The following is a 12953-nucleotide window of genomic DNA, read 5'->3' as shown; positions in this document are numbered from 1 at the left end:
CGGTCGGGACGGCCGCCACCCCCACCAACGCTCACCCCGTGCCGGGCCGTGCCTCGCCATGCCCGCGTGCGCGACGAGAAGGAGTCGAGCCGTGAAGGCACTGGTCAAGGAGAAGGCCGCACCGGGACTGTGGCTGACGGATGTCCCCGAGCCCGCCATCGGCCCCGGGGACGTGCTGATCAAGGTCCTGCGCACCGGCATCTGCGGCACCGACCTGCACATTCGCGCCTGGGACGGCTGGGCGCAGTCGACGATCGAGGCGCCGCTGGTCGTGGGGCACGAGTTCGTCGGCGAGGTCGTCGAGACCGGCCGTGACGTGACGGGGATCGACGTCGGCGACCGGGTCAGCGGCGAGGGCCACCTGGTGTGCGGTACCTGCCGCAACTGCCTGGCCGGACGCCGCCACCTGTGCCGGGCCACCGTCGGCCTGGGCGTGGGCCGCGACGGGGCGTTCGCCGAGTACGTGGCGCTGCCCGCGTCCAACGTGTGGGTGCACCGGGTGCCCGTGGACCTGGACATCGCGGCGATCTTCGACCCGTTCGGCAACGCCGTGCACACCGCTCTGTCGTTCCCGCTGGTCGGCGAGGACGTGCTGATCACCGGGGCCGGGCCGATCGGCCTGATGGCGGCTGCGGTCGCGGCGCACGCGGGGGCCCGCAACGTCGTGGTCACCGACGTGAGCGAGGAGCGCCTCGACCTGGCCCGCAAGGTCGGCGTCAGCCTCGCCCTCGACGTCTCGAAGTCCACGATCGCCGACGGCCAGCGGCAGCTCGGCCTGCGCGAGGGCTTCGACATCGGCCTGGAGATGTCCGGCAACCCGGCCGCGATGCGCGAGATGCTCGCCAACATGACGCACGGCGGCCGGATCGCCATGCTCGGCCTGCCCGCCGAGGAGTTCGCCGTCGACTGGGCCCGCATCGTCACCTCGATGATCACGATCAAGGGCATCTACGGCCGCGAGATGTTCGAGACCTGGTACGCGATGTCGGTCCTCCTCGAAGGCGGCCTCGACCTGTCCCCGGTGATCACCGGCCGGTACGCGTACACCGACTTCGACGCCGCCTTCGAGGACGCGGCGAGCGGCCGCGGCGGCAAGGTCATCCTCGACTGGCAGACCGGCTGACCCAGCCTCCCGAGCGCCCTCAACTCCCCTCTCCCGTAAGGACTTTCACCGTGTTCGACAACGTACGCGACGACCTGCGCGCCACCCTCGACGAGATCACCGCGGCCGGCCTGCACAAGCCCGAGCGGGTCATCGGCACCCCGCAGTCCGCCAGCGTCGAGGTGACGGCGGGCGGCCGGCCCGGCGAGGTGCTCAACTTCTGCGCCAACAACTACCTCGGCCTCGCCGACCACCCCGAGGTGATCGCGGCCGGGCACGCGGCGCTCGACCGCTGGGGCTACGGCATGGCCTCGGTGCGCTTCATCTGCGGCACGCAGGAGGTGCACAAGGAGCTGGAGGCGCGGCTGTCCGCGTTCCTCGGCCAGGAGGACACGATCCTCTACTCCTCCTGCTTCGACGCCAACGGCGGCGTCTTCGAGACGCTCCTCGGCCCCGAGGACGCGGTGATCTCGGACGCCCTCAACCACGCCTCGATCATCGACGGCATCCGCCTCTCCAAGGCCCGCCGCTTCCGCTACGCCAACCGCGATCTCGCCGATCTGGAACGGCAGTTGAAGGACGCGTCCGACGCGCGCCGCCGACTGATCGTCACCGACGGCGTGTTCTCCATGGACGGCTACGTGGCGCCGCTCGCCGAGATCTGCGACCTGGCCGAGCGGTACGACGCGATGGTCATGGTCGACGACTCGCACGCCGTCGGCTTCGTCGGCCCCGGCGGCCGGGGCACGCCCGAGCTGCACGGCGTCATGGACCGCGTCGACATCATCACCGGCACCCTCGGCAAGGCGCTCGGCGGCGCCTCCGGCGGCTATGTCGCGGCCCGCGCGGAGATCGTCGCGCTGCTGCGCCAGCGCTCGCGCCCGTACCTGTTCTCCAACAGCCTCGCGCCGGTGATCGCGGCCGCGTCGCTCAAGGTCCTCGACCTCCTCGAATCGGCCGGTGACCTGCGGGAACAGCTGGCCGCGAACACCAAGCTGTTCCGTGAGCGAATGACCGCGGAGGGCTTCGACGTGCTGCCCGGCGACCATGCCATCGCGCCCGTCATGATCGGCGACGCCTCGGTCGCGGGCCGGATGGCGGAGCTGCTCCTGGAGCGCGGCGTGTACGTGATCGGCTTCTCGTACCCGGTGGTGCCGCAGGGCCAGGCCCGGATCCGCGTACAGCTGTCGGCGGCGCACTCCACGGCGGACGTGAACCGGGCCGTGGACGCGTTCGTCGCGGCCCGCGCGGAGCTGGGCGCGGCGGACCAGGGCTGAGACCAGGGCTGAGAGCAGGGCTGAGAGCAGGGCTGAGACCGGGGATAATCGGAAGCATGATCGAGGCGCGGCGGCTGCACATCCTCCGGGCGGTGGCCGACCACGGCACCGTGACGGCGGCCGCCGCCGCGCTCTATCTCACGCCTTCCGCGGTGTCGCAGCAGCTCGCCGCCCTGGAGCAGGAGACGGGCCACAAGCTGGTCGAGCGCGGCGCGCGGGGCGTACGGCTGACCGCGGCCGGCGAGATCCTGCTCACCCACACCAACGCGGTCCTCGCCCAGCTGGAGCGGGCGGAGGCGGAGCTCGCCGCGTACAGCACGGGTGAGGCGGGCACGGTGACGCTGGCGTCGTTCGCGACGGGCATCGGCCTGGTCGTGGGCCCCGCCCTGGGCCACCTGGCCGTGACGTCCCCCGGCATCCGGGTCCGCGTCCAGGACACCGAGGGCGACGCGAGCCTGGCGATGCTGCTCGACCGGCGGATCGACGTCGCGGTCGCGGTGGAGTACCGGGGCGCGCCCGGCGCCGACGACGACCGGATCACGCGCGTGCCGCTCTACGCGGAGCCCTTCGACGCGGTCCTCCCGGTCGGCCATCGGCTCGCGGGCGCGGAGTGGATCCGGCTCGGCGATCTGGCGCAGGACACGTGGATCGGCCCGTACCCCGGCAATCCCTGCCACGACGTGGTGGTCCTGGCCTGCGAACACGCCGGGTTCTCCCCGCAGTTCGAGCACTCGTCGGACGACTTCCGCGCGGTGGTGGCGCTGGCCTCGGCGGGCGCGGGCGTGGCCCTGGTCCCCCGCTCGGCCCTGCGCGGCGCGGATCTGGCGGACGCGGCGGTACGCCCGGTAGATGCTCCCCCAAGCTCTCGGCTCCGCTCGAGCAGGGGGGACCCCCACTCCCCCGAGCGCAAGGTGTTCGCGGCGGTGCGCCACGGGGCGGAGGCCCACCCGCTGATCAAGCCGGTCCTCGACGCCCTGCGGAAGGCCGCGGCCGGCTGAGCGAACGCCCTACGGCGGGCCGCCGCCGGAAACCCTCAGCTGGTCGTCGGCTGTTCCGAAGGGGTCCGGGGCTCGTGGGTGGCGGCCCAGGAGGCGAGGAGGCGGAGGCCCTCCTCGGAGGGGGAGCCGGGTTCGGCGGTGTAGACGGTGAGGGTCAGGCCGGGCTCGGCCGCCAGCTCCAGGCCCTCGAACGCGAGGGTGAGTTCGCCGACGACCGGGTGCCGGAACCGTTTCCTGCCGGTGCCGTGGTGGCGGACGTCGTGCGCGCCCCAGCGGGTGCGGAACTCCTCGCTGCGGGTGGACAGTTCACCGACGAGGTCGTGCAGGTCCTTGTCGTACGGGTTGCGGCCCGCCTCGGCGCGCAGGATGGCGACACCCATGTCGGCGAAGCGCTCCCAGTCCGGGTAGAAGCGCCGGGCCGCGGGGTCGAGGAAGTCGAAGCGGGCCAGGTTCCCCTGGTTGACGGGGGATGCGTAGAGGTCGCTGTAGAAGGCCCTGGCGAGCTGGTTGGTGGCGAGGACGTCCAGGCGGGCGTTGCGGACGAACGCCGGTCCCGCGGTGATCGCGTCGAGGGTCCACTGCAGGCTGCGGTGCGGCTGCCACTGGCCCTTGGCGCGGCGGCGCCGTGGCCGGGTGAGGGCGTCGGAGCCGTCGGCCGCCCGCGCCAGGTTGAGGAGGTGGGCGCGCTCGGCCTCGTCGAGCTGCAGGACCCGGGCGACGGCCTCCAGGACGCCCGGGGAAACGCCGGCGAGGTTGCCGCGTTCGAGTTTGGCGTAGTACTCGACGCTCATGTCGGCGAGGGACGCGACCTCGCTGCGCCGCAGGCCCGGCACGCGGCGTCGGGAGCCCGCGGGCAGCCCGGCCCGCTCGGGGCTGATCCTGGCGCGCCGCGAGGTCAGGAACTCGCGGACCTCGTCACGGTTGTCCATGTCTCGACCGTACGGCGGGAGCGCCGCCGGAGCGATGTACTGCCGGTACACCCCTTGTCCGTGACTCGCTGCCCGCGCGGGGCGGCGGTTTCCTGGATGGCGCGGCGCACCTGGTCCGCCCCTCGCAGGGCAGGACGGGCGCTCGTCCCCACCCATACAGCACGTAAGGAACCCCCTCATGCGCGGAGCAGTGATCCACGCCCCCGGCGATGTGCGCTTCGAGACGCTCGACGACCCGCGGATCCTCAAGCCGACCGACGCGATCATCCGTACCGCCGTCACCTGCGTGTGCGGCTCCGACCTGTGGCCGTACCGCGGTGCGGAGCCGACCGACGGGGCGCACCCGATGGGCCACGAGTACGTGGGCTTCGTGGAGGAGGTCGGCAGCGAGGTCACGGCGGTCCGGCCGGGGCAGTTCGTCGTCGGCTCGTTCGCCACCTCGTGCAACGCCTGCGCGAACTGCCGGAACGGCTACCAGTCCGGCTGTCTGCACCGCGAGTTCATGTCGACCTGCCAGGCCGAGTACGTCCGCATCCCCAACGCCCAGGGCACCCTGGTCGCCACCGACGGCGTGCCGGACGAGGCGTTCTGGCCCGGTCTGCTCGCCGTGTCCGACGTGCTCGGCACCGGCTGGTGGGCCGCGGATGCCGCCGAGGTCAGGCCCGGGGCGACCGCTGTGGTCGTCGGGGACGGGGCGGTCGGACTGTGCGGGGTGATCGCCGCGAAGGAGTTCGGCGCGGAGCGGATCATCGCCATGTCCCGGCACGAGCCCCGGCAGAAGCTGGCCCTGGAGTTCGGCGCCACCGACATCGTCACCGAGCGCGGCGACGAGGGCGTGGCCCGGCTCAAGGAGCTGACCGGCGGGATCTGCGTGGACTCCGTCCTGGAGTGCGTCGGCACCGCCCAGGCCATGCAGCAGGCGCTGCGCTCGGCCAGGCCCGGCGGCAACGTCGGCTTCGTCGGCGTACCCCACGAAGTGGCCCTGGACGGGCAGGAGTTGTTCTTCTCGCACGTCGGCCTGCGCGGCGGCCCGGCCCCCGTACGCCGCTACCTGCCGGACCTGGTCGCGCGTGTCCTGTCCCGCAGCATCGACCCCGGCAAGGTCTTCGACCTGACCCTGCCCCTGGAGCAGGTCGCGGAGGGCTACCGGGCCATGGACGAGCGGCGCGCGATCAAGACGCTCCTCAAGCCGTGACCTTCGCGGCGCCGGCCTTCCGGTTCAGCGTCGTACGCGCGGCATTCCGAGGCCGATCCACGAGATGATCTCGCGCTGGATCTCGTTGTTGCCGCCGCCGAAGGTGAAGATCACCGCCGAGCGGTAGCCGCGTTCCAGCTCGCCGTGCAGGACGGTGCCCGCGGAGCCTTCCTTCAGGGGGCCCGCCGCGGCGACGACCTCCATCAGCCAGGCGTACGCGTCCCGGCGGGCCTCGGAGCCGTAGACCTTGACCGCGGAGGCGTCCTGCGGGGTGAGGGTGCCGTTCTGGACGGCGTTCACCATCTGCCAGTTGAGGAGCTTCATCGCGTCCAGCTTGGTGTGCGTGCGGGCGAGGCGCTGCCTGACCCAGCCGAGGTCGATGACGCGGCGTCCGTCGGCGAGCTTCGTGGCGGCCGCCCAGCGCTGGACGTCGTGCAGCGCGCGGATCGCCATCGTGCCGTGCGCGGCGAGGGTGACGCGTTCGTGGTTGAGCTGGTTGGTGATCAGGCGCCAGCCCTTGTCCTCCTCGCCGACGCGGTTCGCGACGGGCACGCGGACGTTCTCGTAGTAGCTGGCCGTCGTGTCGTGCGAGGCGAGGGTGTTGATGACGGTGCAGGAGTAGCCGGGGTCCGAGGTCGGCACGAGGAGCATGGTGATGCCCTTGTGCGGCGGCACGCCCTCCTCGGGGACGGTGGTGCGCACGGCGAGCCACACCCAGTCCGCGGTGTCGCCGTTGGTGGTCCAGATCTTCTGGCCGTTGACGACGTACGTGTCCCCGTCGCGCACCGCTTTCGTCTTCAGCGCGGTGAGGTCGGTACCCGCCTCGGGCTCGCTGTAGCCGATGGCGAAGTCGATCTCGCCGGCGAGGATCTTCGGCAGGAAGTACGCCTTCTGCTCGTCGGTGCCGAACTGCATGATCGTCGGCCCGACGGTGTTGAGCGCCATCAGCGGCAGCGGTACGCCCGCCTGTGCGGCCTCGTCGAAGAAGATGAACTGTTCCATCGGGCTCAGCCCCCGGCCGCCGTACTCCTTCGGCCAGCCCACGCCGAGCCAGCCGTCGGAGCCCAGGCGGCGCACGGTCTCGCGGTAGAACCGCTTCTGCTCCGTGGGGTCCTCGTAGCGCGCGTACGCGTGGTCGGGGACGAGCTCGGCGAAGTAGGCGCGCAGCTCGGTGCGCAACTGCTGTTGCTCAGGCGTGTATTCGAGGTGCACGGCCCCTCCAGACTCTCGCGGTCCTGCGGCGGCGCACACGGTAGAACGTGTTTCAAGAATACGGAAGGGGCGGGCCGGATCCACCAACTCACCTGCCGGTAACGGAGGTTGAGGTCTACGCGCCTCAACTCCCCATCAACTACTGAGCGTAGTTGAAGTTGACATGGGCTTTATGTGGCGGAGAAGTAGTGGCCGCACCCACGGAACACGCTTACGAACACTCTGAGCGGGAATGATGGCTTCGACACCGTCGCGCTCCCCGGCTGGCGGGGAGCCAAGGGCGCCGCAGCGACACTCGGCGCCGACCCCGTTTTCGTCACTCCTCGTATAAGGAGCTGAGTCTTCCAGGTGGGCCATGAAGTTCTCTGAGCCGGCCTTCGGCCTCCAACACCGCTCAGTGGGCGAGACGCTGGTGCTCGTCCTGTACGGCGAGATCGACGCATGGGCCCATCAGGTGCTTGCGCCACGCCTGACGGGTCTGCTCGTCGAACTCCCCTGGCGCGAAGTCGTCGTGGACCTGCGTCCGGTGACCTTTCTGGACGCGAGCGGACTGCGGCTGCTCGTCCGCGTCAGACGCCACTGCACGGCGCGCGACGCCCGGGTGTTCCTGGTCCGCGGCGTCCCGCGGGTGCGGCGCGTCCTGCTGCTCACCGGGCTCGACCGGTGCTTCACGGACTGGGAGTCGCTGCCGCCCGAGCTCGAAGCGCCACGACGGCCGTGCGCGGCCTGCGGACCGCCGTCCGTGCACGACGCGGCGGGGCGCACGAGCAACGGCGTGCACCGCGCGATCCCCTGACAGGACATCAGCCTGACTCCCCGACAAGGCGTCAGGCGGATTCCTTGACAGTGCATCAGCCGATGCGTCAACCTCGCCACGCCGAAGCGAAACAAGCCAACTCCGCTTATTTGCCGGGGAGTTCGGGGAGTAACGCCTCCGGCGCGACTCTTCACACAACCTCCCCACGGGGTGTCCTGAAGACGTCTTGTTACGTCAACTCCCCCCGTCTAATACTGCGTTCAGCACTCGAGCATCAGGGGTCACAAGCACAGAGCTTGGCCCGGTCGATCGAAACGACCGGGCACTGACGGGGGAAACTGATCAAGTGCGCGTGGCGCCGCGCCCGACCAGACGCGGCGGCGCGCGGCGCGGTGTCGCGTCCCTCTGCCACCTCTTGGTGCCTGTCAACCGGTGCCTGAGAAGGGATAGGAGGGGGAATGCCGACGCATGCAGTGAACGCTGCCAAGCCGACGTATCCCGGCGTCTACGTCGAAGAGCTTCCCAGCAGTGCCCGCACCATCTCGACCGTCACGACCTCGGTGACCGCGTTCGTGGGCCACACCCGGCGCGGCCCGCTCAACGAGCCGGTGCGCATCACCAGCTTCGCCGAGTTCGAGCGCCGCTTCGGCGGCCTCAGCTCGCAGAGCGCCGTCGGCTACGCGGTGCACCAGTTCTTCGGTAACGGCGGCACCGTCGCCGTGATCGTCCGGGTGGCCAAGGCGCGCAGCGGCAAGGCGGCCTGCGTCACCCTGGAGTCCACCGAGGGCAGCAGCGAGTGCCCCGTCCTCGAGGTGCACGCCAAGGAACCCGGCGTCTGGGGCAACGGCCTGCGCGTCGCCGTCGACTACGACACGCCGTGCCCCGACGAGACCTTCAACCTGCGCGTGTACGACGCGCGCGGCGGCGCCCGCGAGGCCTTCACCGGCCTCTCCATGGACGCCTCGCACGGCCGGTACGCACCGACGGTGATCAACTCCGGCTCCCGCCTGATCCGGGTGGAGGCCGTCGGCGAAGGCCGGCCCGACCCGTCGGGCACCGTCTCCAAGCCGTTCGGGCACGAACTCCCGGACCTGGCCGTCGACTTGACGGTGAAGATCGGCGAGGTGGAGCGCGAGTTCACGCTCTACGACCCGGACGCCGACGGCGAGGCGCCCTGCAACGTCACCGAGCTCGCCCAGCTCCTGGAGCGCAAGCTGCGCGCCCTGCCCGACGCGCCGGGCAAGCACGCTTTCGCGGGCGTCGAGGTGACCGCCTTCGGCCGCCGCGTGCAGGTCGTCGCGGGCTCCACCGACCCGGACGACGTGGTCCGCTTCGTCGGCGAATGCGCCAACGACCTGGGCCTCGAAGCCTCCGTCAACCCGCCGGTCTTCCCGCTCGACGGCGGCGAGGACGGGGACGCGCCCGGCCCGCGCGACCTCATCGGCAGCGAGTCCGGCAAGACCGGCATCCAGGCGCTGCGCGACGAGCCCGACGTCAACCTCCTCGTGCTGCCCGAGCTCGCCGCGTACGAGTCGGTCGAGGACATGGTCACCGTCGTCTCGGCGGCCCAGCGGCTCTGCCAGGAGCGGCGGATCTTCCTGCTCGTGGACGCGCCCAGCACCTGGGTCAGCGTCGACACCGCGCGGGCCGGGCTCGCCGCGTTCGAACCGGTCCGCGGCAACCACTCGGGCCTGTACTTCCCGCATCTGCAGCTCACCGACCCGCTCACCGGACGGCTCCGCTCCTTCCCGCCCTCGGGCGCGGTCGCGGGCGTGTTCGCGCGTACGGACGCGGAGCGCGGCGTGTGGAAGGCGCCGGCCGGCACCGAGGCGCGGCTCGCGGGCGTGCACTCGCTCACGGTCAAGCTCACCGACCGGGAGAACGGCCTGCTCAACCCGCTCGGCGTGAACTGCCTGCGGACCTTCCCGATGGCCGGCCCACTGGTCTGGGGTGCGCGCACCCTCGAAGGCGCCGACGCCCTGGACAGCGAGTGGAAGTACGTGCCGGTGCGGCGGCTCGCCCTGCACGTCGAGGAGAGCCTGCACCGCGGCCTGCAGTGGGTGGTGTTCGAGCCCAACGACGAGAACCTGTGGCAGCAGATCCGCCTCAGCGCCTCCTCGTATCTGCACAACCTGTTCCGGCAGGGCGCCTTCAAAGGCGGCACGCCGCGCGAGGCGTACTTCGTCAAGTGCGACCACGACACGACGACGGACGAGGACATCGCGAACGGAGTGGTGAACGTGCTGGTCGGCATCGCACCGGTGAAGCCCGCCGAGTTCGTGATCGTCAAACTCCAGCAGACGGCCGGGCAGTTCGCGCTCTGACGCCTCGCGGAAACGAGCCTGTTGATCGAGAAGGAATCCGATGCCTGAGTTCACAGTCAACGCCCAACGCTTCGATCCGTACAAGAACTTCAAGTTCCTGGTCCTGTGGGACGGCCGTACGGTCGCGGGCATCAGCAAGATCAGCCCGCTGAAGCGGACCACCGAGGTCGTCAAGCACCGGCACGGCGGCGACCCCAGCTCGCCGCGGAAGTCGCCGGGGCGCTCCGAGTTCGAGGGCATCACCCTGGAGCGCGGCGTCACCCACGACCCCGAGTTCGACCGCTGGGCCAACAAGGTGTGGCAGGTCGGCGCCGGTCTCGGCTCCGAGGTGTCGCTCGCCGACTTCCGCAAGGACATCGTCGTCCAGGTCCTCAACGAGGCCGGCCAGGTCGCCGTCTCGCACAAGATCTACCGGGCCTGGCCGAGCGAGTACCAGGTCCTCGGCGAGCTGGACGCCAACGCCAACGCGGTGGCCATCCAGTCGCTGAAGCTGGAGTGCGAGGGCTGGGAGCGGGACTACGAGGTGCCCGAGCCCGAGGAGCCCTCCTTCCTCAACCCGGCCTGATCCAGGGTCGGTTGAGGTTCGAGGGGAGCGACACAGTCGGGGCGACGCGGCATCGGAAACGGGGGCGGGCATGGCGAGCACACAGGCCGCCGACCTCCTGGCCACCTGGGAGGCCGGGCTCGGGCAGGACGGCTTCGGCCGTGCCCTGCTCCTGCACCGCGCCGCGCGCCCCGAGTTCGCGGGCGACAGCGGGGCGCTGCTCGCGCTGCCCGTCGGGCAGCGCGAGGCCGACCTGTTCGCGCTGCGCCGCGCCCTGTTCGGGGACCGCATGCAGGTGCGGCTCGACTGCTCCGCCTGCGGCGAGGACCTCGAACTGGAGCTGGACGCCGGGGAGTTCGCACGCTCCCTGACCCGGTCCGAAAACGCCAAAGCCAAGGCGCTCACCGTTTCCGAGGGCGCCTGGAAGGTGGAGTTCCGGCTGCCGACCGTCGCCGATCTTGCGGCGGCGGCCCGGCAGCCGGACCCGCGGCGCGCCCTGCTCCGCACCTGCGTGACGGCGGCTCTGCGAGACGGTGAGCCCGCGGCCGTCGACGCACTGCCCGCCGCGCTGGAACAGCGCATCGCCGAGGCCGCCGAGGCCGCCGACCCGGCGGCCGACGTGAGCCTCAACATCAGCTGCCCCGAATGCGCGGCGGCCACCCGGGCCGAACTCGACATCGCCTCCTACCTGTGGACCGAACTGGACGCCTGGGCCCGAGACGTCCTGCTCGACGTCCATCTGCTCGCCACCGCCTACGGCTGGAGCGAGCCCCAGATCCTGGCGCTGAGCCCGCTGCGGCGCCGCTACTACCTGGAGCTGTGTGCGCCATGACCGACCCCACCGGGCCGTCGACGGGCCCGGATCACACGGACTTCCTCGACCGGCTGCTCGCCCGGCACCGGCCGGCCGCCCCGGCGCGCCCCGGTGTCGTACGCGTACAGCCGCGCCTCGCCGGGCCGTTCGAGCGCGTCGAAGCGGTACGGGGTCCTGCGGCGGAGCCCGAGGACACGGCGCCGCTCTGGCCGACCACACCTCAACCAGCGGTGTCCGACGGCAAGTTGGGCGCGCCGGTCCGCGAAGTGCGGCAGCTGACCGAACGCGAGCGGACCGTCGTGCGCACCGAGCGCGAGCCCGCCGCCGAGCAGCCACAGCCGCCGCGCCCGGCACCACCCCCTCCCCCGGCGGCCCCGCTGCTGCGGCCCGCGGCCGACGCCGTGCCCCGGCTGCGCCCCGTACCGGACGCGACACGCCGTACGCACAGCGACAGCGCGCCCGCGGCGCAGCGCGACACGCCCGCGGCGGCGCTCCGCCCGGCCGGGGACACCACCGGCACGCCCGGCCGTCCGGTCGCGGCGCTGCGGCCGAGCGGTGTGGACACGGCGGCGGCCCGCGAAGCCGTGCGGCAGAGCGGTGCGCGACGCCGGGGGCAGCCGCAGGAGCAGGTCGTGCAGGTGCAGATCGGGCGGCTCGAAGTCACCGCCGCAGGACGGGAGTCCACCACCCGCCGCCCGGCCGCGCGGGAGCGGCGCGAGGCGACCGTGAGCCTCTCCGACTACCTGACGCGGGGGCGCGAGTGAACGACGACATACCCGTGACGCACGACGACACAGGCGTGACGCACGCGCGCACGGTGGAATCCGTAGGGCCCGAGGGACGCGAGGAACCGACCCCATGAGCAACGCACTTGCCATCGCCCACGTCACCCAGGCCCTCGCCCTGCTCATCGAGGCCAACCTGCAGCCCGAGATCGACATGGCCGTCAAGGTCGAGCCGCGCAAACCGCCGGCCGACCCGCCGACCGAGCCGACGATCACGGTGTTCCCGTACCAGGTCACGCCCAACACCTCGCAGCGCAGCAACGACCTGCCGAGCCGCGCCTCGGACGGCACGCTCCTGAAGCGGCCGGCCGCCGCGCTCGACGTGCACTTCCTGATCAGCGCGTACGGCGAGGAGAGCGAGCTCGTCGGGCAGCGCCTCATCGGCTCGGTGGTCCGGACCCTGCACGAGATACCCGTACTGCCCGCCGACGTCATCGAACTCGCCGGTGAGCGCCCGTACTTGGCGGGCAGCGACCTGGCGGAGGCCGTGCAGCGCGTGCGGTTCACGCCCACGGTCATGGACATCGACGAGACGTCCAAGCTCTGGGGCATGCTGCACCAGACGCCGTACACCCTGTCCGTGGTGTACCAGGCGGCCCTGATCTTCATCGAGGGCCGCGAGACCCCGCAGCCGGCGCGGCCGGTGGAGCGGCACACGGTGCGGGTGGCGCCCTTCGGGGCTCCGGGGGCGCCGGAGCGGCCGGGGGCCGGACCTTCTGCGACCGACACGCCCTCGGCCAACACGCCCGAGGTCGACCTGCCGGAGGCCGAGCCGCCGCGGGCCGACACGCGGAAGCAGGAGGCGGCGAGGGCTCCGGCTGCCAAGGCCCCGGAGAAGGCTGTGGCCAAGACTCCGGTGAGGACCCCGGCCAAGCGGGCCGCCAAGTCCCCCGCGCCTTCCCGTAGTTCGGGCACACCCTCCCGTACCGCCCGTGGCGGCAAGCGGGCGGCGCGGCCCGCGAAGGACTCGGGCGGTACGGGCGACGCGGCGACGGACGCGGAGAGCTGAGGCGACG

General features: G+C 71.9%; 12 protein-coding genes. 10 read left to right on the top strand and 2 right to left on the bottom strand.

Annotated features, from left to right (window positions below; translation table 11 throughout):
* Positions 1-91 precede the first annotated feature (91 nt).
* The 3 genes from tdh to QIS96_RS07520 are packed head-to-tail and all read left to right on the top strand — an operon-like array spanning position 92 to position 3377.
* Complete coding sequence (tdh, locus tag QIS96_RS07530; protein ID WP_282541628.1) at positions 92-1123, top strand: L-threonine 3-dehydrogenase; 1032 nt, start codon at positions 92-94, stop codon at positions 1121-1123.
* A 50-nt stretch (positions 1124-1173) separates the two neighbouring features.
* Positions 1174-2379 (top strand): glycine C-acetyltransferase, encoded by a 1206-nt coding sequence (locus QIS96_RS07525; protein ID WP_282541627.1) that lies wholly within the window; start codon positions 1174-1176, stop codon positions 2377-2379.
* Between the two features lie 56 nt (positions 2380-2435).
* Positions 2436-3377 (top strand): LysR family transcriptional regulator, encoded by a 942-nt coding sequence (locus QIS96_RS07520; RefSeq protein ID WP_282541626.1) that lies wholly within the window; start codon positions 2436-2438, stop codon positions 3375-3377.
* Between the two features lie 35 nt (positions 3378-3412).
* Here QIS96_RS07520 and QIS96_RS07515 read toward each other — a convergent pair whose 3' ends face one another.
* Positions 3413-4306, bottom strand: a complete 894-nt coding sequence (locus QIS96_RS07515) for a helix-turn-helix transcriptional regulator (protein ID WP_282541625.1) — start codon at positions 4304-4306, stop codon at positions 3413-3415.
* Positions 4307-4484: 178 nt separating this feature from the next.
* On the opposite strand from QIS96_RS07515, the gene QIS96_RS07510 reads away from it, so the two are divergent.
* Complete coding sequence (locus QIS96_RS07510) at positions 4485-5501, top strand: zinc-dependent alcohol dehydrogenase family protein (protein ID WP_282541624.1); 1017 nt, start codon at positions 4485-4487, stop codon at positions 5499-5501.
* Positions 5502-5525: 24 nt separating this feature from the next.
* On the opposite strand, the gene QIS96_RS07505 is transcribed toward QIS96_RS07510, so the two are convergent.
* A complete protein-coding gene (locus QIS96_RS07505) occupies positions 5526-6713 on the bottom strand; it encodes an acyl-CoA dehydrogenase family protein (RefSeq protein WP_282541623.1) in 1188 nt (395 codons plus the stop codon).
* A 355-nt stretch (positions 6714-7068) separates the two neighbouring features.
* Between QIS96_RS07505 and QIS96_RS07500 the strand changes: the two genes are divergently transcribed.
* The 6 genes from QIS96_RS07500 to QIS96_RS07475 all read left to right on the top strand — a co-directional run bounded on the left by QIS96_RS07500 (position 7069) and on the right by QIS96_RS07475 (position 12946).
* Positions 7069-7509, top strand: a complete 441-nt coding sequence (locus tag QIS96_RS07500) for an STAS domain-containing protein (protein ID WP_282541622.1) — start codon at positions 7069-7071, stop codon at positions 7507-7509.
* Between the two features lie 419 nt (positions 7510-7928).
* Positions 7929-9794 (top strand): phage tail sheath family protein, encoded by a 1866-nt coding sequence (locus QIS96_RS07495; RefSeq protein ID WP_282541621.1) that lies wholly within the window; start codon positions 7929-7931, stop codon positions 9792-9794.
* Positions 9795-9834: 40 nt separating this feature from the next.
* Entirely contained in the window at positions 9835-10359 is a 525-nt protein-coding gene (locus QIS96_RS07490; protein ID WP_282541620.1) for a phage tail protein, read from the top strand.
* Between the two features lie 70 nt (positions 10360-10429).
* Positions 10430-11170, top strand: coding sequence for a T4 family baseplate hub assembly chaperone (locus QIS96_RS07485; protein WP_282541619.1), 741 nt, complete (start codon positions 10430-10432; stop codon positions 11168-11170).
* Entirely contained in the window at positions 11167-11916 is a 750-nt protein-coding gene (locus QIS96_RS07480; protein WP_282541618.1) for a hypothetical protein, read from the top strand. Before QIS96_RS07485 ends, QIS96_RS07480 begins: the two co-directional genes overlap by 4 nt.
* A 94-nt stretch (positions 11917-12010) precedes the next feature.
* On the top strand, positions 12011-12946 hold the full coding sequence (locus QIS96_RS07475; RefSeq protein WP_282541617.1) for a DUF4255 domain-containing protein: 936 nt from the start codon (positions 12011-12013) through the stop codon (positions 12944-12946).
* Positions 12947-12953 lie beyond the last annotated feature (7 nt).

Source organism: Streptomyces cavernicola (assembly GCF_029968035.1).
Taxonomy (GTDB): domain Bacteria; phylum Actinomycetota; class Actinomycetes; order Streptomycetales; family Streptomycetaceae; genus Streptomyces; species Streptomyces cavernicola.
This window is presented reverse-complemented; position numbering and strand designations above follow the sequence as displayed.

Bases quoted from the DNA above. Each gene is read 5' to 3' on its own strand.
- QIS96_RS07515 (WP_282541625.1), bottom strand. From the start codon at position 4,306: ATGGACAACCGTGACGAGGTCCGCGAGTTCCTGACCTCGCGGCGCGCC.
- QIS96_RS07490 (WP_282541620.1), top strand. From the start codon at position 9,835: ATGCCTGAGTTCACAGTCAACGCCCAACGCTTCGATCCGTACAAGAAC.
- QIS96_RS07475 (WP_282541617.1), top strand. From the start codon at position 12,011: ATGAGCAACGCACTTGCCATCGCCCACGTCACCCAGGCCCTCGCCCTG.
- QIS96_RS07500 (WP_282541622.1), top strand. From the start codon at position 7,069: ATGAAGTTCTCTGAGCCGGCCTTCGGCCTCCAACACCGCTCAGTGGGC.
- QIS96_RS07480 (WP_282541618.1), top strand. From the start codon at position 11,167: ATGACCGACCCCACCGGGCCGTCGACGGGCCCGGATCACACGGACTTC.
- QIS96_RS07485 (WP_282541619.1), top strand. From the start codon at position 10,430: ATGGCGAGCACACAGGCCGCCGACCTCCTGGCCACCTGGGAGGCCGGG.
- QIS96_RS07495 (WP_282541621.1), top strand. From the start codon at position 7,929: ATGCCGACGCATGCAGTGAACGCTGCCAAGCCGACGTATCCCGGCGTC.
- QIS96_RS07510 (WP_282541624.1), top strand. From the start codon at position 4,485: ATGCGCGGAGCAGTGATCCACGCCCCCGGCGATGTGCGCTTCGAGACG.
- QIS96_RS07520 (WP_282541626.1), top strand. From the start codon at position 2,436: ATGATCGAGGCGCGGCGGCTGCACATCCTCCGGGCGGTGGCCGACCAC.